Genomic DNA, 21,785 nt, shown 5'->3' with positions numbered 1-21,785 from the left:
CGCGCTCGTCGCACGGCGCCGCAGCCCGCTCACGTGGTGCGGCGCCCCGCGCTCGAGCAGCTGCTCGAGCGTGCCGCCGACCAGCGGCTGACGATCGTGTCCGCGGGTCCCGGGTGGGGCAAGACCGTCGCGGTCGCGCAGTGGGTGGCCGCCACCGAGCGTCAGGTCGCGTGGTTGTCGCTCGAGCCGCACGACGATGCACCGGGCGCCTTCTGGAGCGACGTCCTGGAGGCGCTGCGGGGCAGCGGCGCCGTGCCGGAGGACAACCCGCTGCGTCACCTGCGGGTGCCGGCAGCGGCCTCGCACGAGTTCCGCTCGCAGCTGCTGCGCGCGCTCGAGGACCTGCCCGAGCCGGTCGTGCTCGTGCTCGACGACTTCCACTACGTCCAGCGGCCCGACGTGGTCGACGGGGTCGAGGACCTGCTGCGCTACCCGCTGCCGCTGCGGCTCGTCCTGGTCACGCGCGTCGACCCGCTGGTGCGCGTGCACCGGCTGCGCGTCGAGGGCGAGCTCGAGGAGGTCGTCGCCGCGGACCTCGCGTTCGACGCGCCGACCGTCGCGGCGCTCGCCGCGGCACGTGGCCTGCAGCTGACGAGCCAGGACGTGGCGCGCGTGCTCGAGGACACCGACGGCTGGCCCGTCGGGGTGCGCCTGCAGCTGCGCTCGCCGGGCGGCTCGCGCGCCACGCGACCCGACCAGGACGCGTCGGACTACCTGGTCGCGGAGGTGCTCACGCGGCTCGACCCCGCGATGCAGCGCGTGCTCCTGATGACGTGCGTGACCCGGTTCACGTGCGCGGACCTCGTCGAGGCGATCCTGCCGGGTGGCGACGCGGTCGCGCCGTGGCGGGCGTTCGCCGAGCGCAACGACTTCGTGAACCCGCTGGGTTCGGACGGCACCTGGTTCCGGTACCACCCCTTGTTGCGGGAGATGCTGCTCGGTCGGTTGTCGGCGGACGACCCGGACGCGTGGCGCCTCGCGCACCGCAACGCCGCGACGTGGCTCGTCGGGCACGGCGAGCCGGTGCGGGCGCTCGAGCTCGCGGCGCGCATCGAGGACTGGGCGCTGTTCTGCCAGGTCTTCGTCGACTCGGCCGCCGGAGGACTGGTCTCCGTCGACCGAGAACCGGTGCTCGACCTCGTCGAGCGCGTCCCTGTCGCCGACCTGGCACCCGACGCGGGTGTGGAGCTGTGCGCGGGCGCGCTCGCCGTCCTGCGGGGCCGGTTCCACGCGGGGGCGGCGCACGTCGCGCGAGCGCGCGAGCTCGCGCCCCCCGATGCGCCCCCGCAGCTCGTCGCGCTGCTGGAGATCCTCGCGGCGAGCGCGGCCCGGGGCCTGGGGGACGCAGCGACGACGACGAGCTCGGGTGCCGCGGCGCTCGTCGTGCTCGACGCGGCGCCCCTGCCGACGCCCGCGTGGCCCGCGTACCGCACGCTCGCGGCGAACGCCCACGCGGTCGGGCTGTTCTGGAGCGGCGACCTGGTCGAGGCACGCGAACGGCTCGAGGCGCTCGTGCGGGCCACGGCAGGCGCCCCGCCGCTGCTGCCGGCGCTGAACGCGCGGTCGTACCTCGCGCTCGCGGCGGCGCTCGCGGGTGACCTCGCGCTCGCCGCGCGGGAGGCGCAGCGGGTCATCGCCGACGCGCGTGAGCTCGGCTGGGGGAGCTACCTGCAGTGCCGGTGCGCCTACACCGCGGTGGCCTGGGTCGCGGTGCTGCGCGGCGAGGCCGACGAGGCCGACCGGATGCTGGCGATGGCGCTCGCGAGCGACCTGGGCGGTGAGGAGCCCCCGACGGAGACGAACATCCACCTGCTGCAGGCGCTCGTCGCCGTGCAGCGTGGGCGGTCCCGCGCGGCCCGTGCGGCGCTGCGCGCGGCGGGCGAGATCTGCGCGTCGACGTCGCCCGTGCTCGCGGACCTCGCGTGGCGCGCGACGGCCGAGACCGCGCAGCTCGTGGGCGAGCAGCCGCCGGCTCCCGTGCTCGAGCCCTCGTCGACCCTGCTGCTCGTCGCCGAGGCCAGGGCTCACCTCATGCGTGGCGAGCCGCGAGAGGCGCTGCGCGTCGCGCGGCTCGCGCAGGAGCAGGCGCGCACGGAGGCCGACGAGCAGACCGAGGTCGAGGCGTGGCTCGTCACGGCGGCGGCCCACGAGCACACGGGTGACCACCCGCGGTGCGACCAGGCGCTCGACCACGCGATCGAGGTCGCGGCCGTCTCCGTGCTCGTCCGGCCGTTCCTGCTCGTCGGTGCTCCGGTGCTCGCGGCCCGGCTGCACGCGCGGCTCGACCGGCACCCGGGCGAGCTCGCCGACCACGTGCGCCGCATGGGCCACCACGAGTCGGCCGCCCGTGAGCCCGAGCCGCTGATCGACCCGCTCACGAGCCGTGAGCTGGCGATCCTGGGGGCGCTGCCGACCATGCAGACCAACTCGGAGATCGCCGCCGACTTCTACGTCTCGGTGAACACCGTCAAGGCCCACCTCAAGGCGCTCTACCGCAAGCTGGGTGTCGAGAGCCGGCGCGAGGCGGTGCGCCGCGCGCGCGAGCTGGGTCTGCTGGACTGAGCCGCCCCGCGGTCGTCGTCCGCGCGTGCGCGCGGTGCGGTGGTCAGCCGCCGAGCACGGACTCGGTCGCGTCGTTCGGCTCCGGGTCCGGGCGGCGTCGCATCCGCAGCGCGACGAGCACGCCCGCGACGCCGGACAGCAGCGGCACGACGAGCGCGACCTGCAGCGCGAGCGGACGGACCTCGGTGTTGATCCGCAGCACCTCGTCGGCCACGTCGGGCGGCTCGTCGGCGAGCAGCTCGGTCAGCTGGGTGTCGCTCATGACCTGCGCGTCGTCCTCGAGCGCGCGGGCGATCTGCGCCTTGTCGTCGGGTGGCAGCACGTCGCTCGCGTCGGTCCGGGCGGTGAAGCCGATCGCGAGGGACGCGAGCATGACCGCACCCGTGAGCGCGAGGCCCAGCGAGAGGCCGAACGAGCCCGTCGCGGAGTTGACGCCCGCCGCCTCGCTCACGCGTTCGGAGCTCACGGGCGACAGCGTGTAGTTGTTGAGCTGCGAGACGAGCAGCCCGAGCCCGCAGCCCGCCACGACGAGCGGCAGCGCGAGCCACCACCCGGTGTCCGCACGCGGGACGACGGGCAGCAGCGCGGCCACGCCGACGGTCAGCAGCGCGAACCCGGCCAGGATCACGACCGCGGGGCGCCGCCGACCTGCGCGACGACCCGCGAGCAGCGCGGTCGCGAACATGCTCAGCGACAGCGGCGCGATCGACAGGCCCGCGAGCATCGCGTCGTAGCCGAGCACCATCTGCAGGAAGATCGGCAGCGCGATCATCGCGCCGCCGAGCGCGATCTGCTGCAGCATCTGCCCGGTCACGCCCAGCCGGAACAGCGGTGCGCGGAACAGGTCGGGGTCGATCAGGGTCGGGTGGCCGCGCCGGTGCCGCACGACGAGCCAGCGCGCGAGACCCAGCAGCGCCGCGAGCCCGATCACGAGCAGCGCCGCGACCGACTCGCCGCCCTCCTGCCACACGAGCACGCCCAGCACGATCCCGCCCATGCCGACGACCGACAGCACGGCACCCAGCGGGTCGACCGCGCGGTCGCCCTCGTAGGGCGCGTCCTTGACGAGCCCCGCGCCGGACAGCACGACGAGGATCACCACGGCCTCGAGCCCGAACGCGACGCGCCACGACAGGTACGTCGTGATGAACCCGCCGAGCAGCGGCCCGACGGCGGCCGCGATCGACGCCGCCGCGCCGACGAGCGCGTACACGCGCTTGCGCTCGCCGCCGGGGAAGTTGCCGTGGATGAGGGACTGCATGGACGGCAGCAGCAGCGCCGCGCCGAGCCCGCCGATGATCGCCCAGCAGACCACGATGAGTGTCAGTCCCGTCGCGAACGTCATCGCCACCGCGCCGACGAGGTACCCGCCGAGCCCGAGCAGGTACGCGCGCTTGCGGCCGAACAGGTCGCCGATCTTGCTGCCGATGAGGATGAACGCGGCCGAGACGAGCGCCTCGAGGGCGATCGCGGTCTGCACGCCGCTGACGGTGGTCCCGACGTCCCGCACGACCGCCGAGATCGACACGTTCATGATCGACGTGTCGACGACGAGCACGAACATCGCCATCGCGAGCAGCATCGCGAGCCGACGCTGCGTGCCGTCGAGACGGCCCGCATCCGAGCCGGCGCCGCCCGGGCTCGTGCTGCTCTGGCTCGAGCTGTTCTGGCTCGAGCTGTTCTGGCTCGTGCTGTCCTCGGGGGCGGCGGGGACGCTCATGCGGCGACCGCCGCGTGCGCGCCGGCGTGCGGCCGCGCGGCCCCGGCCTCGGACGCGTCCTCGTCGAGGGCGCCCGGCCCGCGACGCCGCGCCACCGCCCGCAGGACGAGCTTGCCCAGCTCGGCGAGCACGAGGTACGCGAGCGTCGCGATCAGGCACGTGCGCCACTGCGGGCCGTCGAGCTCGACGGTGCCGAAGATCCGTTGCAGGCCGTCGATCGTCGTCACGAGGAACGTCAGCGCCACGACCACGAGCATGAGCAGCACGAAGCGCCCGTTGGTGAGCGTGTCGTGCGAGAAGACGCTCGCGAGCTGGTCGCGCCACTGCATCGCGGCGATCACGTGCATGAGCGACATCGTCGTCAGGCCCATCGTCGTCGCGACCGCGAGCCCGTACCGGTCCTCGCCGTACGCGACCACGACGAGCGTGCCGATCGCGATGAGCAGCCCGCCGAACGCGAGCCGCGCGCCGAGCGACCGCCCGATCACGGGTGTCTCGGGGGAGCGTGGTCGTCGCTTCATCAGGCCCGCCGTCGGCGCGTCGAACCCCAGGCCGATCGCGAGCACCACATCGATCGCGAAGTTGATCCACAGGATCTGCAGCGGGGTCAGCGGGGTGCCGTCGGCGATCGTGAAGATCCCCGCACCGACGAACGTCAGGATGAAGCCCGTCAGCACGACCATCTGGAAGCGGATGTACTTCATGAGGTTGTCGTAGAGGCCTCGCCCGCCCTCGACGGCCGCGACGATCGTCGCGAAGTTGTCGTCGGTGAGGATCATCTCGGCAGCGTCCTTGGTGACCTCCGTGCCGGTGATCCCCATGGCCACGCCGATGTCCGCGCGCGTGAGCGCGGGTGCGTCGTTCACGCCGTCGCCGGTCATCGCGACGATCTCGCCGCGCCGCTTGAGGACGTCGACGAGCCGCACCTTGTCCTCCGGGGCGACGCGTGCGACGACGCCGATCTGCTCGACCTGCGCGTCGAGCTCGTCGTCGGACATCGCCGCGAACTGCGCGCCCGTCAGCGCCCGGCCCTCGATCCCGAGCTGACGCGCGATCGCAGCGGCGGTCGTCGCATGGTCGCCGGTGATCATGCGCACGCGGATGCCCGCGTCGTGGCACTCCGCGATCGCGTCCTTCGCCTCCTTGCGGGGCGGGTCGACGATCCCGACGAGCGCGAGCAGCTCGAGTCCGTCGACGAGCGCGAGCAGCTGCTCGGGCGTCGCGCCCGTGAGCGAGCCGGCGGGCACGTCCCGCTGAGCCACGGCGAGGACGCGCATGCCCTCGGCGGCGATCGCGTCGTTCTCCGCGAGCACGCGCGCGCGGACCTCGTCCCACGTCTGCGACGCCCCCTGCGCGCCGCGGACACTGGTCGAGCGCGCGAGCAGCACGTCGGGTGCGCCCTTGACGAAGCACCGCACGGCGCCGTCGATCTCGTGGAACGTCGCCATGAGCTTGTACTCGGCGTCGAACGGCACCTCCGCGACGCGCGGGTACGTGCGGCGGGTCGCCTCGACGTCGAGCCCGGCCTTGGCGGCGAGCACGACGACCGCGCCCTCGGTCGGGTCCCCGACGCACGCGCCGTCGCGGATCACCGCGTCGCTCGCGAGCGCCATGGGCAGCGCGAACTGCTCGAGCGGCACCTCGCCGGTGCCCGCGACGGACAGGATCCGGCCGACGGTCGAGTACCCCTCGCCCTCGACCGACAGCCGGTGCCCGGCGGCGACGAGCGTGCGGGCCGTCATCTGGTTGAGCGTGAGTGTCCCGGTCTTGTCCGAGCAGATCGCCGACGTCGAGCCCAGCGTCTCGACCGACTTGAGCCGCTTGACGATCGCGCCCTTCTCGGCGAGCTGACGCGTGCCGAGCGAGAGCAGCATCGTCACGACCGCGGGCAGCCCGGTCGGGATCGCGGCGATCGCGAGGCTGATGCCGACGACGAACAGGCTGTCGAAGTCCTGCCCGCGTGCGAGCCCGAGCGCCACGATCGCGACCAGCGCGATCGCCGCCATGACGGTGATGATCACCGTGATCCGGTCGAGCTGCTTGGTCAGCGGCGTCTTGTCCTGCTCGACGCCGCTGAGCATCCCCGAGATGCGCCCGACCTCGGTCGTCATGCCCGTCGCGGTCACGACCATCTCGCCGCGACCTCGCGTGACCTGCGAGTTCATGTACGCCATGTCGAGGCGGTCACCCAACGGCACCTCGTCGCCCGGGACGGCGGCGACGCCCTTGGCGACGGGGGCACTCTCGCCCGTCAGCCCCGACTCCTCGATCTCGAGCGCCGCCGCGACCAGCAGCCGCCCGTCGGCGGGGACCTTGTCGCCCGCCTCGAAGCCCACGACGTCACCGGGCACGAGCTCCTCGGCCGGCACGATCTGCTGCTGGCCGTCGCGCCGCACCTTCGCGTTCATGACGAGCATCTGCCGCAGCGCCGCGACGCTCTCGGCAGCCTTGCCCTCCTGGTGCAGCCCCATGAGCGCGTTGAACACCGTGAGCGCCAGGACGACGACGCCCGTGGTCACGTCCCCGAGCGCGATGATGCTCACGACCGCCGCCCCCACGAGGACCAGCTGCATGAGGTCCTTGTACTGGCGCAGGAACGCCTGCCACCCGGGCTCCTTGCGTTCCTCGGCGAGCGCGTTCGGCCCGTAGCGGGCCCGCCGTTCGACCACCTGGGCGGACGTGAGCCCGACCGCAGGGTCGACGTCGAGGTCGGCGCACACCTGCGCGGGCTCGGCCGCGTACGCCTGGACGGTCGTGCGAGTGTCGGGTGCCGCGGTCATGGTTCCTCCCGGTACGTCCGGGTTCCACGCTCACAGCCCGGCCCCCGTGGGGGCCTCACCCGTCCCGGGTGACGCACGCAGCGATGCGCCCGGTCGCCGACGCGGTCGCTCAGTGCAGCGCGTGCTTGAGGACGATCATCACCACGCCGAGCAGACCCGTGACGAGCGCGGAGAGCACGAGCCGCACACCCCGCAGACCACCCGCGCGCCCCATGCGCCAGCCCACGACGACGAGCAGGACGACGTTCACGACGAGCGCGACGTCGACCCCGACCTTCGTCTGCACGCCCAGCGCGGCTTCGACGAGCAGCACGCCGACGGGAACGAGGCACGACGCGACGAGCGGCAGCCCGTCGGCGAGCACCGTGCGCTGCTCGTCGCGCGTGAGGTCCCTGCGGTGCACGGTGCGCGCCGCGATCCAGTGCGCGTAGGACTCCGCGACCCAGTACACGGTGAGCGTGAAGACGACCGCCGCGGCGACGCGGCCCAGCCCGAACTCGACGGGCGCGGCCGCGAGCACCGACCCGCTGATGATCAGCCCGTAGAGGTGCGACGCGCGCCGGCGGTGCAGCCGCTCCGGCTCCACCTGACCTGCTGAGTCGCTCATCCGTGCATCGTGGCACCGGTTGGGTGCGGCGACTACCCGCGGCGGGTGATGGGCCCGTGCCCGCGGTGTCCCGAGAGTGGTCACGTCAACGGACGCGTGGCTGTGAGGAGACGACCATGGACTTCTGGGACTGGTTCTGGCTGATGGTGTGGTGGTTCTGCTTCTTCGCGTACCTCATCCTGCTGTTCCAGATCATCGCCGACCTCTTCCGTGACCCCGACCTCGGGGGCTGGGCGAAGGCGTTCTGGGTCGTCGGGCTGATCGTCCTGCCGTTCCTGGTGGCGCTGATCTACATCGTCGCCCGCGGCCGTGGCATGGCGCAGCGGCAGCTCAAGGACGCGGTCGAGACCAAGCAGGCCACGGACGAGTACATCCGCGCGACTGCGGGGACCAGCAGATCGGCGGCATCGGAGATCGCCGACGCGAAGGCGCTGCTCGACGCGGGTGCGATCACGCCCGACGAGTTCGCGCACCTCAAGGCGCGGGCGCTCGCCTGATCCACGGCGCGTCGGGCCCGCGGGGAGCCGGGCCCGACGCGCCGCGGCCGGTATCGCGCTCTGCGGCGTGGCGCTCAGTCACCGGCTGCGTCGGGTTCCGGGGGCTCCGGTGCGGCAGGGTGAGTGGCCAGGTCGCGGTCCGCGCGCTTGATCTCGGGTGCCGCCTCCGGGTTGCGCGAGATCGTCCACAGCTTGAGGCCGGAGATCACCGCTTCGCTCCCGAAGTAGAACGCGACGACCGTCCCCACGGTCGCCGAGAACTGGTCGACGAGTGCCTTCGCGAACGCCGTCTCGGCGTTGGGCGCGAGCGCAGGGATCGTCAGCGCGAACGGCAGCATCGCGAGGAACGTCAGCACGAACGACGACCCGATCGCGACACGCGCTCGTCGGGAGGCGACGTAGAAGCCCCCGAACGACACGATGGCGACCGTCGAGAGCGCGACGCCGACGATCGGCTGCCACGCGAGGCCGAGGTCGTCGTCCAGGTCGTCGTTCGTGCCCAGCCAGTGGTTGAGCCCCAGCAACCCGTGCGCGGCCACCACGACCGCGGCGGACACGGCGGTCGTGACGACGACCGCCCGTGTGTTGTCGACCTCAGCAGCCATGGTCGCCCCCTCGTCCTGCGTCCACGATCCTCGGGCTCGTCGCGCACGTCGAGGATGAACCGGTGTGCTGGCCTGCGCGCATGCAGCGGCAGGCGGTTCTAGGCTCGGCGCGTGCCTCGTCGTCACGTACGCCTGGTTCCTGGTCCGACGCCGGGCCCGACTCCCACGGTCGCCGTCGACCGGGAGCGTGCCGTGGACGCCGCCGTCCGCCGCGGGCTCGACGCGCTGCGCGACGAGCTGGACGTGCCCGCCGCGTTCCCCGCCGCCGTGCTCGACGAGGCCCGGGCCCGGTCCGCCGCCGGGCCACTGCCGGCCGAGCGGGTCGACGCGCGCGACGTCCCCCTGGTCACGATCGACCCGCCCGGGTCGATGGACCTCGACCAGGCGCTGCACGTCGAGCGTCGCGGCAAGGGCTTCCTCGTCCGGTACGCGATCGCGGACGTGGGCGCGTGGCTCGAGCCCGGTCGGGCGATCGACGACGAGGCCCGCACGCGCGTCACAACGCTGTACGCGCCCGACGGGCGCACGCCGCTGCACCCTCCCGAGCTGAGCGAGGGGGCCGCGAGCCTCCTGCCGGGCCAGGAGGCCCCCGCGGCGCTGTGGGAGATCGAGCTCGACGACGCGGGTGCGCCGCGCCGCGTCGAGGTGCGACGGGCCGTGGTGCGGTCCACCGCGCGGCTCACGTACGACGAGGCCCAGGAGGCGATCGACGCGCGCACGGGGCTCGCGGCGGGGGACGGGCCGCTCGCGCTGCTGCGCCGGGTCGGGGAGCTGCGCGTCGCCGCCGAGCGCGCACGCGGCGGCATCACCTTGCCGATGCCCGAGCAGGAGGTCGAGCTCGGCGAGGACGGTACGTGGCGGCTCACGAGCCGGACCACGTTGCCCGTCGAGGAGTGGAACGCGCAGATCTCCCTGCTCACCGGCATCTGCGCGGCGGACCTCATGCTCGACGCGCGCATCGGGGTGCTGCGCACGCTGCCGTCGTCGCGCCCGCAGGACGTGGCCCGGCTGCGCCGCACGGCCCAGGCCCTCGGGGTCCCGTGGCCGTCCGGGGCCCAGGTCGGGGACGTCGTCGGAGCGCTCGACGCGGCCGACCCGCGCCAGGCCGCGGTGCTCGCCGAGGCGACCACGCTGCTGCGCGGTGCGGCCTACGTCGCGTTCGACGGCGAGCGGCCCGAGCGGCCCGGCCACGGCGCGATCGCCGCGCCGTACGCGCACGTCACCGCGCCGCTGCGGCGGCTCGTCGACCGGTTCACGACGCAGGTCTGCCTCGCGATCGCGGCCGACCAGGAGCCGCCCGAGTGGGTGCGCGAGGCGCTGCCCGCGCTCCCGGCGCTCATGACCGCGGGGGACCGGCGCGCGTCGGCCTACGAGCGCGGGTGCCTGGACCTCGTCGAGGCCGCGTTGCTCGCGGGGCGCGAGGGCGAGGTGTTCGACGGCGTCGTCGTCGACGCGTCCGACGACGGGACCTCGGGCGTGCTGCAGCTCGCGGATCCTGTCGTGCACGCGAAGGTCAGCGGGACCGGCCTGGAGGCCGGCACCCGGCAGCGGGTGCGGCTCGTCGCGACCGACGTCGCCGCGCGATCCGTGCGCTTCCAGGAGGCCTGATGCCCGGACCCCGTGATCCCGACGCGCTGCACGTGCACGCCGAGACGGTCGAGGAGTGGCGGGCCTGGCTCGCTGCGCATCACGACTCGGGGGTCGACGGGGTGTGGCTGGTGATGTGGCGGCCCCAGACCGGGCGACCGCGCGTGAGCTACGAGGAGGCGATCGAGGAGTCGCTCTGCTTCGGCTGGATCGACTCGCTGTCGAACCCCCTGGACGACGAGCGCACGCGGCTGTGGTTCACGCCGCGGCGGGTCGGCAGCCCGTGGTCCCGCACCAACAAGGAGCGGCTCGCGCGTGTCGAGGCGCAGGGCCGGATGACGGACGCCGGCCGCGCGGTCGTGGAGCGGGCCAAGCAGGACGGCTCGTTCACGTACCTCGACGACGTCGAGGACCTCGTCGTCCCGGACGACCTGGCGGCCGCGCTCGACGAGCACCCCGGCGCGCGCACGCACTGGGACGGGTTCTCACCCTCGGCGCGCAAGGTCGTGCTGCGCTGGATCCTCGACGCCCGCCGACCCGCGACCCGCGCCGCCCGCATCGCCGAGACGGCCCGGCTCGCCGAGGCGGGCGTCCCCGCCCACCAGCAGCAGCGCCCCTGACGCGACGGACCCGGCCGGGGCGGCTTGAGGCCGACCCGGGCCGGGTCCGGTGAGCCGCGCGACGACGCGCGTTCAGGTGCGTCTCACGTGGCGACCCGCGTGGAGGGTCTCACGCGGCGACGGCGGCGCCCTCGGTCGGGAGGTCGTCGCGCCGGGCGGCGATCACCGTGGCGGCGATGAGCAGCGCGATCACGAACATCACCGCACCGGCCAGGAACGCGACGTGGTACCCCGCGACGCTCGCGGTGGCCTGCGTCGCCGGAGCCGCCGGGTCCGCCCCGCCCGCGACCAGCGATGTGAGCTTGTCCGACGCGGCGGCCAGCGCGAGCGTGTTGAGCAGGGCGATGCCGAGCGAGGCGCCCACCTGCTGCGAGGTGTTGAGCATCGCGCTCGCGACACCCGCGTCATGCCCGCCGACCCCGACGAGCGCGGTCGAGGACACCGGGATGAACACCATCGCCATGCCGAGGCTCAGCACGACCAGCGCCGGGAACACCGTGGTCCAGTAGTCCGAGTCCGGCTGCGTGCGGGTGAGCAGCAGCATCGCGACGGTCGCCAGGACGAGGCCGGTGACCATGAGCGGCTTCGGCCCGACCTGCGGAAGCAGGCGTGCGACCACGCCGGCGAACACGATCAGCACAAGGCTGAACGGCAGGAACGCGAACCCGGCACGCAGCGGCTCGTACCCCATGACGTACTGGAAGTACAGCGTCATGAACAGGAACATCGACATGAGTCCCGCGCCGATCAGCAGGAAGATCGCGTACGAGCCCCCGCGGTTGCGGTCGAGCACGATCCGCAGCGGGAGGAGCGGGTTGCGCACCTTGCGCTCGAGCAGGACGAACGCGGTGAGCAGCACGACGGCCGCGACGAGCAGGCCGACCACGAGCGGGTCCGTCCAGCCGACGGTCGTCACGGTGCCGTCGGGAGCGGTGACCCGACGCGCGGCCTCGGTGAACCCGTAGACGAGGGCGAGCAGTCCGAACGTGGACAGCAGCGCACCGGGGATGTCGAAGCGGGTGTCGCCGTGCGCCTTGGACTCGCGCAGCACGCGTGCGCCGACGAAGGCCGTCACCAGGGCGATCGGCAGGTTGACGAACAGGCACCAGCGCCAGTCGAGGAACTCCGTGAGCGCGCCGCCGGCGATCAGGCCGATCGCCGCGCCACCGCCCGAGATCGCCCCGAACACGCCGAACGCCTTGGCGCGCTCGCGCGGCTCGGTGAACGTCACGGTCACGAGCGCGAGCGCCGCAGGGGCGAGCAGCGCGCCGAACACGCCCTGCAGCGCGCGGGCGCCGAAGAGCATGCCCGCGTTGGTCGCCGCACCGCCGATGGCCGACGCGACCGCGAAGCCGACGAGGCCGATGAGCATCGCGCGCTTGCGCCCGAGGTAGTCGGCGACGCGGCCCCCGAGCAGGAGCAGACCGCCGAATGCGAGCGTGTACGCGGTGATCGCCCACTGCAGGTCGTTGTCGGCGATCCGCAGCTCCTCGGCGGCCGACGGCAGCGCGATGTTCATGATCGAGCCGTCGAGCACGAGCATGAGCTGCGTGATGGCGATGACGCCGAGGATGCGCCAGCGGCGCGGGTCGGGCTCGAGGCCGGGCGCGCCGGTCGGGTCTGCGCCGGTCACGACGCCGGTCGCAGCACCGGTCGCGGCACCGGCGGGGGTCGGGTGGTCGGTCATGGGGTCTCCATCACGAGTGCGGGCGCGCGGATGGGCACGCGGGTTCGGGGGGCGGCGTCGTCGCCAGGAGCGGACGGACCAGACCGTAACGAGAGGGTCTGACATGTCCTGATACGTCCCGTCTCGACGTCCGGTGCTGAACCACCCTCGTCGGACGTCCCGAGCACACTCCAGGACCGCCGTGCAGGTCAACGGCAATATCCTCAGAGCAGAACTGTTGCCCCGGGCGCCGTACCCGCATGCGCGTCGTCCCGCCGTCCGACGGACGGCGATACTGGGCCCGTGGACGTCGCCCGCTGCCCCTGCTCGAGCGGCCTGACGTACGCGGACTGCTGCGCCCCGCTGCACCGCGGCACGGCCCGCGCGGGCACCGCCGAGCAGCTCATGCGCTCGCGGTTCAGCGCGTTCGCGGTCGGCGACGCGGACTACCTGCTGCGCACCTGGCACCCGCGCACGCGCCCCGCGGACCTCGAGCTCGACGACGACCTGCGCTGGTACCGCCTGGACGTGCTCGCGACGAGCGCGGGCGGCGTGTTCGACACCGACGGCACGGTCGAGTTCGAGGCGTTCCACCGCGGGCCGGGCGGCCGCGGGTCGTTGCACGAGGTCAGCCGGTTCGTGCGCGGCTCCGACGGCTGGCAGTACGTCGACGGGGACGTCACGACGAGCGGCTGACGCGCGGCTGTGACGAAGGTCGTCGGTCGACCCCGGCCGATCGGCCCAGCCGTCCGCGTCACGGCGCGTCAAGATGGGGCACGTGTCCACGCCCAGCCTCGTTCAGCCCGACGACGACGAGCTCGACCTGATCCGACGATCAGGCGCCGCGCTGCAGGTCGGCAAGCTCAGCCTGTCCGGTGGGACCGGCTCGTACCGCGTCAAGGCCTCGATGGCGCGCATCGCCCGCGCGATGGGCGTCGAGCGTCACGAGGCGCACGTGACCATCACCGAGATCACGACGACCTCGCACCGGGAGCGCTCGTTCCGCACCGAGGTCACCGAGGTCCGCGCGGTCGGGGTCAACGCCGACCGGCTCGCGCTGATCGAGCGCATGGTCACGCGGTTCGAGCGTCGGCACGCCGAGACCGGCGTCCCGGTCCCGGTCGACGACGTGCTCGACGCGGTCGGTGAGATCGCCGCCCGCCCGCCGCTCTACAACGCGTTCCTCAACGCGCTGTGGTCGGGCATCGCGTGTGCCGCGTTCGCGTTCCTCAACAACGGGGGACCGGTCGAGATCGGCGGCGTGCTCGTCGCGGCGTGGCTCGGCCAGCTCCTGCGTCGCGCGATGCTGCACCGCGGCTACAACCCGTTCGGCGTGACGATGCTCGCCGCGGCCCTCGCGTGCTTCACGTACCTGGGCCTGGTCACCGGCCTGCACGAGCTCGGTGCGATCTCCACCCGGCACGAGGCGGGGTACGTCTCGTCGGTGCTGTTCCTGATCCCCGGGTTCCCGCTCGTCGCCGGTGCGCTCGACCTGGCACGGCTCGACTTCTCCGCCGGCCTGTCCCGGCTCACGTACGCGTTGATGATCCTCACGTCCGCCGCGCTCGCGGTGTGGGCCGTGTCGTCGATCGTCGGCCTGCAGCCCGACCCGCCCCCGCCGCCCGCGCTCGAGCCCGCCGCGCTGTGGACGCTGCGGTTCGTCGCGAGCTTCCTGGGGGTGCTGGGCTTCGCGCTCATGTTCAACAGTCCGTGGCCCATGGCCCTGCTCGCGGCGACGATCGGGATGGTCGCGAACGTCGGGCGGCTCTTCCTCGTCGGGGAGGGTGTGGTCGCGCAGGCCGCCGCGGCCATCGCCGCGCTCGTCGTCGGCCTGCTCGCCGCCTACCTGGCCCCGCGGCTCGACATCCCGCGCGTGACCGTGGCGGTCCCCGCGGTCGTCATCATGGTCCCCGGCGTGCTCGCGTACCGGGCGGTGTTCCACCTCACCGATGGCCAGACGCTGCAGGCCCTCGCATACGGCGTGCAGGCGGCGCTCGTGGTGATCGCGCTGTCGATCGGCCTCGCGGTGGCCCGGATGCTCACCGACCGGACCTGGGCTTTCGACCGCTGAGCGACCCCGTCCCGGACGCGCTTTGGTCCCCGACGACCTGGCCGGGTAGCCTGTGCGCACTTGGAGACGTCGCATAGCCAGGTCTAGTGCGCGGCCCTGCTAAGGCCGTGAAGGGGTCAACCCTTCCGTGGGTTCAAATCCCACCGTCTCCGCCGAGTGAGTGGTCGGTGAGAGCCGACGCTCCCGACCCGGGTCACCGGTGCCGCGAGACGGCCCCAAGGCCCGGGTCGTCGTCTGTCCGGACCACGTCGGAACCGTGCGCGGGCCGGGCGTCGCCGCCCGCTCCGCGCCGTCACGTCGTCGTCCCGGCGTCACCGCGAGCGGACGCCGGTGCGCCGCGGCGGAGTGTGCTGCCGCGTGCGCGTGGTCCGCGACCGATACGGTGCCAACGCCCCACCGTCCGGCCGAGGAAGGCCCATGTACGAGCTGCTCACCGACGAGCTGCGGGTCGAGGTTCTCGACCCCGTCGCCGACCAGGCCCTCACCGGCCCGCGCTACTGCACGGGCGGGTACGTCTTCCAGGTCCACGACGCGCGCCTCGGACCGCTCATGACCGGCCCGACCTACCCGGACTCGTTCAACTGGTTCGACGGCCAGGGCATCCCGGACTCGTTCGCGCTCGCCCCGGTGCCGGTCGCCGACGACCCGAACCGCGCCCTGCTGCTCGGCGTGGGCGTCTGCGACCTCGAGGCGCCGGCCGTCGTCGAGCCGTGCGCCTGGACGGTCGAGCAGGCGGCTGCCGCGCTGACCTTCCGGACCACGCACGCGTGGGCGGGCCTCGACATCGCCCTCGTGCGCACGGTGTCGCTCGACGGGCGCACGCTGCGCTCCGTCACCGAGCTGGTCACCACGGTGCACGACGAGGCTGCGGTGCACGACGAGCCCGCGGTGCACGACGAGCGCGTCATTGCCGGTCACGTGCCGGCGTCGTTGCCCGTGCGCTGGTTCCCGCACCCGTTCTTCCCGCAGCCGTCGTCCGAGGCGCTGTTCCGGACCAGCTTCCCCGTCGCGGTGCCCGAGAACGAGGGGTACCTCGTCGACGACGAGGGTGCGGTGCGCCGGCGCGTGCTCGCGCCCGGGCACCTGGGCCACTACCAGCTCGTCGACCACACGGCCGACGCCCCGCTGACACTGGTCCACCGCCACGACGCCCTGGGCAGCATCACGATGACGACGAGCTACGTGCCCGGCCAGTTCGTCGTCTGGGGGAACCACTACACGGTGTCCGCCGAGCCGTTCCTCGAGCTCACCCTGCCGCCCGACACCCCCACCACCTGGACCGTCACCTACACGTTCTAGCCCGGCTCCGCGCTCCCCGTCCCCGCCCCGGCCCCCGCGTCGACCTTCGTCCGGTGGTGGTCGTACGCTCGCGGGGTGGTGGATCCGGGGCACTTCGAGCGCCACGCGGCGATCTACGACGACGCGCGTCCGCCCTACCCGCGCGAGCTGTGGGCTGCGCTCGAGAGCGGCGGGTACCTGGTGCCCGGCCGGCGGGTGCTGGAGCTCGGCGCCGGCAGCGGTCAGGCCACCGGCCCGATGCTCGCCGCCGGTCTGCACGTCACGGCCGTCGAGCCCGGCCGGGAGCTCGCGGCCCGGCTGCACGCGGCGCACCCGGACGCGACGGTCGTCGTCGGGCGCGCCGAGGACCTGGATCTCGACGAGGACGCGTTCGACCTCGTCGTCGCCGCGACGTCGATCCACTGGCTGGACCTGGACGTGGTGCTGCCGAAGGTCCGCGACGCGCTCGCGCCCGGCGGCGCGCTGCTCGTCTGGCGGAACGTGTTCGGCGACCTGTCGATCAGGACGCCGTTCCGCGACCGGGTCCACGGGATCGCCCGCGCCCGCACACGCCCGCCCCGGCCGGGTCCGGACGCCGAGGACGTGGACGTGACGGCCGCCGAGCTCACGCGCTCGGGGCTGTTCGAGATCGCTGAAGTGCGCAGGTTCGCGTGGGACGTCGACATGGGCACCGAGCAGATCCGGCGTCTGTTCACCACGTTCAGCGACTGGACCCCCGACGAGGTCGACGCCGCCGCCCGCGCCGTGGACGAGCTGGGCGGCACCGTGCGGGAGCACTACCTGTCCTGGCTCATCGCCCTGCACCCGACGCCCCCGCCCGCCACACCCTGACCCGCACGGGGCCTCACCGCCCGCTGCGCGCCGCCCGCTGCGCGCCGGATGCTCGTCCCGGCTCCCTCGCCGCAGGCTCGATGCAGGGATGGATGCAGCCTGCGTGGCCTGGATGCCGGTCGATCCTGCATCCATCGCTGCAGCCCTCGGTGGTGGTCGAGGAGCGGAGGCGGGGGTGCGGTGGGATGTTGGGGCGGAGGTGACGAGCATGGCGGATCAGACGGGCGGCGCTCAGACGGCGCCGGAGGCTGGGCAGCAAACGGATGGCGGGCAGGCTGGGCCGCCGACGGAGGGTGCGGAGGCCGGGCGGGGGCCGGGAGCGGTGCGGGTGACGTTCGGGCTCGACACGTTCGGGGACGTGACCAGGACGAGCGACGGTCGGCCGGTGCCGCAGCACCAGGTGCTGCGTGACGTCGTCGAGCAGGGCGTGGCCGCGGACCGCGCGGGTGTCGACCACTTCTCGGTCGGGGAGCACCACCGCGACGACTTCGCGGTGTCGTCGCCCGACGTGGTGCTCGCCGCGATCGCCGCCCGCACGCAGCACGTGACGCTCGGCTCGGCCGTCACCGTGCTCTCGTCGGACGATCCCGTGCGCGTCTACGAGCGCTTCGCGACGCTCGACGGGATCTCGGGCGGGCGTGCGGAGATCCAGGTGGGGCGAGGGTCGTTCGTCGAGTCGTTCCCGTTGTTCGGCTACGACCTGGCCGACTACGACGAGCTGTTCGAGGAGAAGCTCGACCTCCTGGTGCGGCTGCGCTCGGAGGGGCCGGTCACGTGGGAGGGCCGCACGCGTGCACCGCTGTCGGGCCGACGAGCGTGGCCGACGACCCAGCGCGGCACGTTGCCGGTGTGGGTCGGGGTCGGCGGGACGCCCGAGTCCGTGGTGCGCACCGCGCGGCACGGGCTGCCGCTCATGCTCGCGATCATCGGCGGGGCGCCCGCGCGGTTCGCGCCGTTCGTCGAGCTGTTCCACCGGGCGGTGCGCGAGCTGAACGGTGCGGACGCCGTGGTGCCGCCCGTGGGGGTGCACTCGCCGGGGTTCGTCGCGGAGTCCGACGACGAGGCGCGCGAGCTGCTGTTCCCGCACTTCAAGGCCAACCGTGACCGCATCGGTGCGGAGCGGGGCTGGCCGCCGATGACCCGCGACGACTTCGAGGCCGAGGCCGACGAGGGCGCCCTGTTCGTCGGCTCACCCGACACCGTGGCGCGGCGGATCGCCGACGTGGTGCGCACGCTGGGCGTGCAGCGGTTCGACCTCAAGTACGCGCACGGCCCGCTCCCGCACGAGCACCTCGTGCGCGCGATCCACCTCTACGGCACCGAGGTCGCCCCCCGCGCCCGAGCCCTCCTCGCCACCTGACCCGCGCCGCCACGGCACACGCGCACGCGCTGCCGGTCCCGCTGTGGGTGGAGAACCGCTCGCTCAGCGAGCGCATCTCCACCCACAAGCGGCCGCACGGTGCGGTCAGGCGGTGAGGGACGCGCGGACCAGGGTGGAGAGCTTCTTGCCGTCGGCGGCCAGGCCGGCGCGCGACGTGGCCTCCTTCATCACCGCGCCCATGTCCTTCATGCTCGTCGCGCCGAGGTCGGCGACGACGGCCGTGACCAGCGACTGCAGCTCGTCGTCGGACAGGCGGGCCGGCAGGTACGCCTCGATCGCGTCGGCCTCGGCGGTCTCGTTCGCGGCGCGCTCGGGGGCGTTCGCGTCGGTGTAGATCTGCGCGCTCTCGCGGCGCTTCTTGACCTCGCGGTTGAGCACGGCGAGCACGTCGTCCTCGGTGAGCTCCTTGACCGTGGACCCCGACTTCTCCTCGGCGCGCACCGCGGCGATCACCTGCCGCAGCACGCTCGTGCGGGCGGTGTCGCGCGCCTTCATGGCGGTGGTGAGGTCGGCGGTCAGACGGTCCAGGGTCGGGGTGCTCATGCGCTCATCGTCTCGCGGTCGCGTGCGCGGCGGCCACCGCATACCCGCGCGCGAGCCGGCCAGGCCAGGGCGGGTGCGCAGCGTCACGTCGGCTCGGTTTGGGCGTCCCGGCCCCGGACCTGTATCGTCTCTTCCGGCCCGCGAGGGTCGTGCGCCCGTAGCTCAATGGATAGAGCATCTGACTACGGATCAGAAGGTTGGGGGTTCGAGTCCCTTCGGGCGCGCAGGATGACGGCCCTTCACCGGAGACGGTGAGGGGCCGTTTTTCGTCGGTCTGGTCGGTTCGTCACCCGGGACCTTGGTCGCCCGAGTGGGTGAAGATGACCGACGTCTCACGATCATTCGCAAGAATTGCAAGCGTTTGCGTCACTCATGGGACACACACCCTGGCTACGGTGGGTGTGTGACGGCAGAGACGACACCACCCATTGCGACGCGCGAGCACACCGTCGAGGGCTTCGTGCGGGAGTTCCTGCGCGAGCTGAACTTCGGGCAGGGCGTGGACCTGACCCGGGCGTCGGTGAACGACAAGTACCTGGCGATGGCACGCACCGTGCGCCACTACCTCATGACCCGCTGGCTCTCGACGCTGCGCAGTCAGGCCAAGCTGCAGGCGAAGTCGGTGGCCTACCTCTCGGCGGAGTTCCTCCTGGGGCGCCAGCTCGACAACGCGCTGCTCGCGTCCGGACTCGAGGACATCGTCAAGGAGGGCCTCGCGAGCCTCGGCATCGACCTGGAGGAGCTGCGCCAGGCCGAGATCGAGCCCGGGCTCGGCAACGGTGGCCTCGGACGGCTGGCCGCGTGCTTCATCGACTCGCTCGCGACGATGAACGTGCCGTCGATCGGCTACGGCATCCGCTACGAGTACGGCATCTTCAAGCAGACGTTCGTCGACGGCTGGCAGGTCGAGAAGCCCGACGACTGGCTGCGCCTGGGCTCCCCGTGGGAGTTCCCGCACCCCGAGGCCGCGGTCAAGGTCGGCTTCGGCGGGCACGTCGAGCAGTACCAGGACGACGACGGCGTCGTGAAGCGGCGCTGGGTCCCGGGCTGGTCCGTGCTGGGCGTCCCGTACAACTACATGGTCCCGGGCTACGACGCCGGCCGCGTCAACACGCTGCGCCTGTGGAGCGCCCGCGCGACGCGCGCGTTCGACCTGGAGATCTTCAACTCCGGTGACTACGCCGAGGCCGTGCGCGCCCAGACGTTCGCGGAGAACATCTCCAAGGTCCTGTACCCGGAGGACTCCACGCCCCAGGGCAAGGAGCTGCGGCTGCAGCAGCAGTACTTCTTCGTCGCGTGCTCGATCAAGGACTTCGTCGACCAGGTGCTGCCGGCGGACTTCGACCTGCACAAGCTGCCGGACCGGATCGTCTTCCAGCTCAACGACACCCACCCGGTGATCGCCGTCCCCGAGCTCATGCGCGTGCTCGTCGACGAGAAGGGCTGGGAGTGGGACGAGGCGTGGGCCGTGACGAAGCAGTGCTTCGCGTACACGTGCCACACGCTGCTGCCCGAGGCGCTCGAGGTCTGGCCGGTCGAGCTGCTCGGCCGCCTGCTGCCCCGGCACCTGGAGATCATCTACCGCATCAACGACGAGTTCCTCGCCGAGCTGCGCGTCGCGTACCCGAACGACGAGCTGCGGGTGCGCCGCATGTCGATCATCGCGGAGTACCCGGTGCGCGCGGTGCGCATGGCGTACCTCGCGACCGTCGCCGGCACCAAGGTCAACGGTGTCGCCGAGCTGCACAGCCAGCTGCTGCGCGACAAGGTGCTCGACGACTTCGCGGCGTACTGGCCGGACAAGTTCACGAACGTGACCAACGGCGTCACGCCGCGCCGGTTCGTCAAGCTCTCGAACCCGGGCCTGTCGGGGCTGATCACCGAGGCGATCGGCGACGGGTGGGTCACGGACCTCGACCAGCTCAAGGGCCTCGAGCCGCTGGCCGACGACGCCGAGTTCCGCCGCCGCTTCCGCGAGATCAAGTACGCGAACAAGCAGCGGCTCGCGGGCGTCCTCGCGGAGCGCGACAACATCGTCGTGAACCCGGACACGCTGTTCGACGTCATGGTCAAGCGCCTGCACGAGTACAAGCGCCAGACGCTCAAGCTCCTGCACATCGTGTCGCTCTACGAGAAGATCACGACCGGCGAGCTCGCGATCGGTGACGTCACGCCGCGCACGTTCGCGTTCGGTGCGAAGGCTGCGCCCGGCTACGTGATGGCCAAGCAGATCATCGGGCTCATCAACGCAGTGGGTCGCACGATCAACGACGACCCGGCGCTCGAGGGCCGGCTGCGGGTCGCGTTCCCGGCGAACTACAACGTCACGCTCGCCGAGACGCTCATCCCGGCCGCCGACCTGTCCGAGCAGATCTCGCTCGCCGGCAAGGAGGCGTCCGGCACGGGCAACATGAAGTTCATGCTCAACGGCGCCCTGACGATCGGCACGGACGACGGCGCGAACGTCGAGATCCGCCAGCTCGTCGGCGACGAGAACTTCTTCCTGTTCGGGCTGACCGAGCCGCAGGTCGCGGAGGTCGTCGAGCGCGGCTACCACCCGTCGGCGTACTACGAGACGAACCTGGACCTGCGCAACGCGCTCGACCTCATCGCCTCGGGTGCGTTCTCGGGCGGGGACCGGGCGGTGTTCGAGCCGATCGTGTCCAACCTGCTCAACGAGGACCGCTTCCTCGCGCTGGCCGACTTCCAGGCGTACGTCGACGCGCAGGCGCGGGTCGACGCCGCCTACGCGGACACCGACGACTGGACGCGCCGCGCGGTGCTCAACGTGGCACGCGGCGGGTTCTTCTCGTCCGACCGTTCGATGCGTGACTACATCGAGCGCATCTGGCACACGTACCCGGTCGCGCCGGAGGCCTGAGCCGTCCCGACGAACGCCCCTCGCCCACCTCGGGCGCAGGGGCGTTCGTCGTCCGACGAGGCCACGTGCACGACGCGCGTGCGACGACGAGGCCGCGCGCGACGACGCGCGTCGTCGCCGGCGCGCGCGGCACCG

At 72.8% G+C, this 21,785-nt stretch carries 16 protein-coding genes and 2 tRNA genes; 12 read left to right on the top strand and 6 right to left on the bottom strand.

Going from position 1 to position 21,785, the window contains the following annotated elements; genetic code table 11:
• The first annotated feature begins 33 nt into the window (after positions 1-33).
• Positions 34-2,562, top strand: coding sequence for a helix-turn-helix transcriptional regulator (locus tag CPE01_RS13270; protein WP_146807302.1), 2,529 nt, complete (start codon positions 34-36; stop codon positions 2,560-2,562).
• A gap of 43 nt (positions 2,563-2,605) precedes the next feature.
• Here CPE01_RS13270 and CPE01_RS13265 read toward each other — a convergent pair whose 3' ends face one another.
• The 3 genes from CPE01_RS13265 to CPE01_RS13255 all read right to left on the bottom strand — a co-directional run bounded on the left by CPE01_RS13265 (position 2,606) and on the right by CPE01_RS13255 (position 7,669).
• The gene (locus CPE01_RS13265) at positions 2,606-4,144 is read right to left on the bottom strand and encodes an MFS transporter (protein WP_246783943.1); all 1,539 of its coding nucleotides are present in this window, start codon (positions 4,142-4,144) and stop codon (positions 2,606-2,608) included.
• A 134-nt stretch (positions 4,145-4,278) separates the two neighbouring features.
• Positions 4,279-7,062, bottom strand: a complete 2,784-nt coding sequence (locus CPE01_RS13260) for a cation-translocating P-type ATPase (protein WP_146807300.1) — start codon at positions 7,060-7,062, stop codon at positions 4,279-4,281.
• A gap of 109 nt (positions 7,063-7,171) precedes the next feature.
• The gene (locus tag CPE01_RS13255) at positions 7,172-7,669 is read right to left on the bottom strand and encodes a hypothetical protein (RefSeq protein WP_146807299.1); all 498 of its coding nucleotides are present in this window, start codon (positions 7,667-7,669) and stop codon (positions 7,172-7,174) included.
• A gap of 116 nt (positions 7,670-7,785) precedes the next feature.
• Here CPE01_RS13255 and CPE01_RS13250 point away from each other — a divergent pair, with 116 nt between their 5' ends.
• On the top strand, positions 7,786-8,166 hold the full coding sequence (locus CPE01_RS13250) for an SHOCT domain-containing protein (protein ID WP_146807298.1): 381 nt from the start codon (positions 7,786-7,788) through the stop codon (positions 8,164-8,166).
• 74 nt (positions 8,167-8,240) lie between these two features.
• Here the strand turns inward: CPE01_RS13250 and CPE01_RS13245 are convergent, their stop codons facing one another.
• Complete coding sequence (locus CPE01_RS13245) at positions 8,241-8,771, bottom strand: hypothetical protein (protein ID WP_146807297.1); 531 nt, start codon at positions 8,769-8,771, stop codon at positions 8,241-8,243.
• Between the two features lie 192 nt (positions 8,772-8,963).
• Here CPE01_RS13245 and CPE01_RS13240 point away from each other — a divergent pair, with 192 nt between their 5' ends.
• The gene (locus CPE01_RS13240) at positions 8,964-10,379 is read left to right on the top strand and encodes an RNB domain-containing ribonuclease (protein ID WP_146807296.1); all 1,416 of its coding nucleotides are present in this window, start codon (positions 8,964-8,966) and stop codon (positions 10,377-10,379) included.
• Positions 10,379-10,978: a YdeI/OmpD-associated family protein gene (locus CPE01_RS13235; protein ID WP_146807295.1), complete on the top strand. Its 600-nt coding sequence runs from the start codon at positions 10,379-10,381 to the stop codon at positions 10,976-10,978. Before CPE01_RS13240 ends, CPE01_RS13235 begins: the two co-directional genes overlap by 1 nt.
• Positions 10,979-11,087: 109 nt before the next feature.
• Here CPE01_RS13235 and CPE01_RS13230 read toward each other — a convergent pair whose 3' ends face one another.
• On the bottom strand, positions 11,088-12,665 hold the full coding sequence (locus CPE01_RS13230; protein ID WP_146807294.1) for an MFS transporter: 1,578 nt from the start codon (positions 12,663-12,665) through the stop codon (positions 11,088-11,090).
• A gap of 282 nt (positions 12,666-12,947) precedes the next feature.
• Between CPE01_RS13230 and CPE01_RS13225 the strand changes: the two genes are divergently transcribed.
• The 6 genes from CPE01_RS13225 to CPE01_RS13200 all read left to right on the top strand — a co-directional run bounded on the left by CPE01_RS13225 (position 12,948) and on the right by CPE01_RS13200 (position 18,205).
• Positions 12,948-13,340, top strand: coding sequence for a YchJ family protein (locus tag CPE01_RS13225; protein WP_146807293.1), 393 nt, complete (start codon positions 12,948-12,950; stop codon positions 13,338-13,340).
• A gap of 82 nt (positions 13,341-13,422) precedes the next feature.
• Positions 13,423-14,715: a threonine/serine exporter family protein gene (locus CPE01_RS13220; RefSeq protein WP_246783938.1), complete on the top strand. Its 1,293-nt coding sequence runs from the start codon at positions 13,423-13,425 to the stop codon at positions 14,713-14,715.
• Positions 14,716-14,777: 62 nt separating this feature from the next.
• A tRNA-Ser gene (locus CPE01_RS13215) sits at positions 14,778-14,867 on the top strand.
• Between the two features lie 265 nt (positions 14,868-15,132).
• Entirely contained in the window at positions 15,133-16,014 is an 882-nt protein-coding gene (locus tag CPE01_RS13210; protein WP_146807291.1) for a hypothetical protein, read from the top strand.
• A gap of 75 nt (positions 16,015-16,089) precedes the next feature.
• Positions 16,090-16,845, top strand: a complete 756-nt coding sequence (locus CPE01_RS13205) for a class I SAM-dependent methyltransferase (protein ID WP_146807290.1) — start codon at positions 16,090-16,092, stop codon at positions 16,843-16,845.
• A 208-nt stretch (positions 16,846-17,053) separates the two neighbouring features.
• On the top strand, positions 17,054-18,205 hold the full coding sequence (locus tag CPE01_RS13200) for an LLM class flavin-dependent oxidoreductase (protein WP_146807289.1): 1,152 nt from the start codon (positions 17,054-17,056) through the stop codon (positions 18,203-18,205).
• A gap of 105 nt (positions 18,206-18,310) precedes the next feature.
• Here CPE01_RS13200 and CPE01_RS13195 read toward each other — a convergent pair whose 3' ends face one another.
• Positions 18,311-18,769, bottom strand: coding sequence for a GatB/YqeY domain-containing protein (locus CPE01_RS13195; protein WP_146807288.1), 459 nt, complete (start codon positions 18,767-18,769; stop codon positions 18,311-18,313).
• A gap of 151 nt (positions 18,770-18,920) precedes the next feature.
• On the opposite strand from CPE01_RS13195, the gene CPE01_RS13190 reads away from it, so the two are divergent.
• Together CPE01_RS13190 and CPE01_RS13185 are read left to right on the top strand one after the other, a co-directional pair.
• Positions 18,921-18,993: transfer RNA gene (locus CPE01_RS13190), tRNA-Arg, on the top strand.
• A 179-nt stretch (positions 18,994-19,172) separates the two neighbouring features.
• Positions 19,173-21,650, top strand: coding sequence for a glycogen/starch/alpha-glucan phosphorylase (locus tag CPE01_RS13185; protein ID WP_146807287.1), 2,478 nt, complete (start codon positions 19,173-19,175; stop codon positions 21,648-21,650).
• Positions 21,651-21,785: the final 135 nt, after the last annotated feature.

The sequence above is a fragment of the Cellulomonas persica genome (genome assembly GCF_007989825.1).
GTDB classification, from domain to species: domain Bacteria; phylum Actinomycetota; class Actinomycetes; order Actinomycetales; family Cellulomonadaceae; genus Cellulomonas; species Cellulomonas persica.
This window is presented reverse-complemented; position numbering and strand designations above follow the sequence as displayed.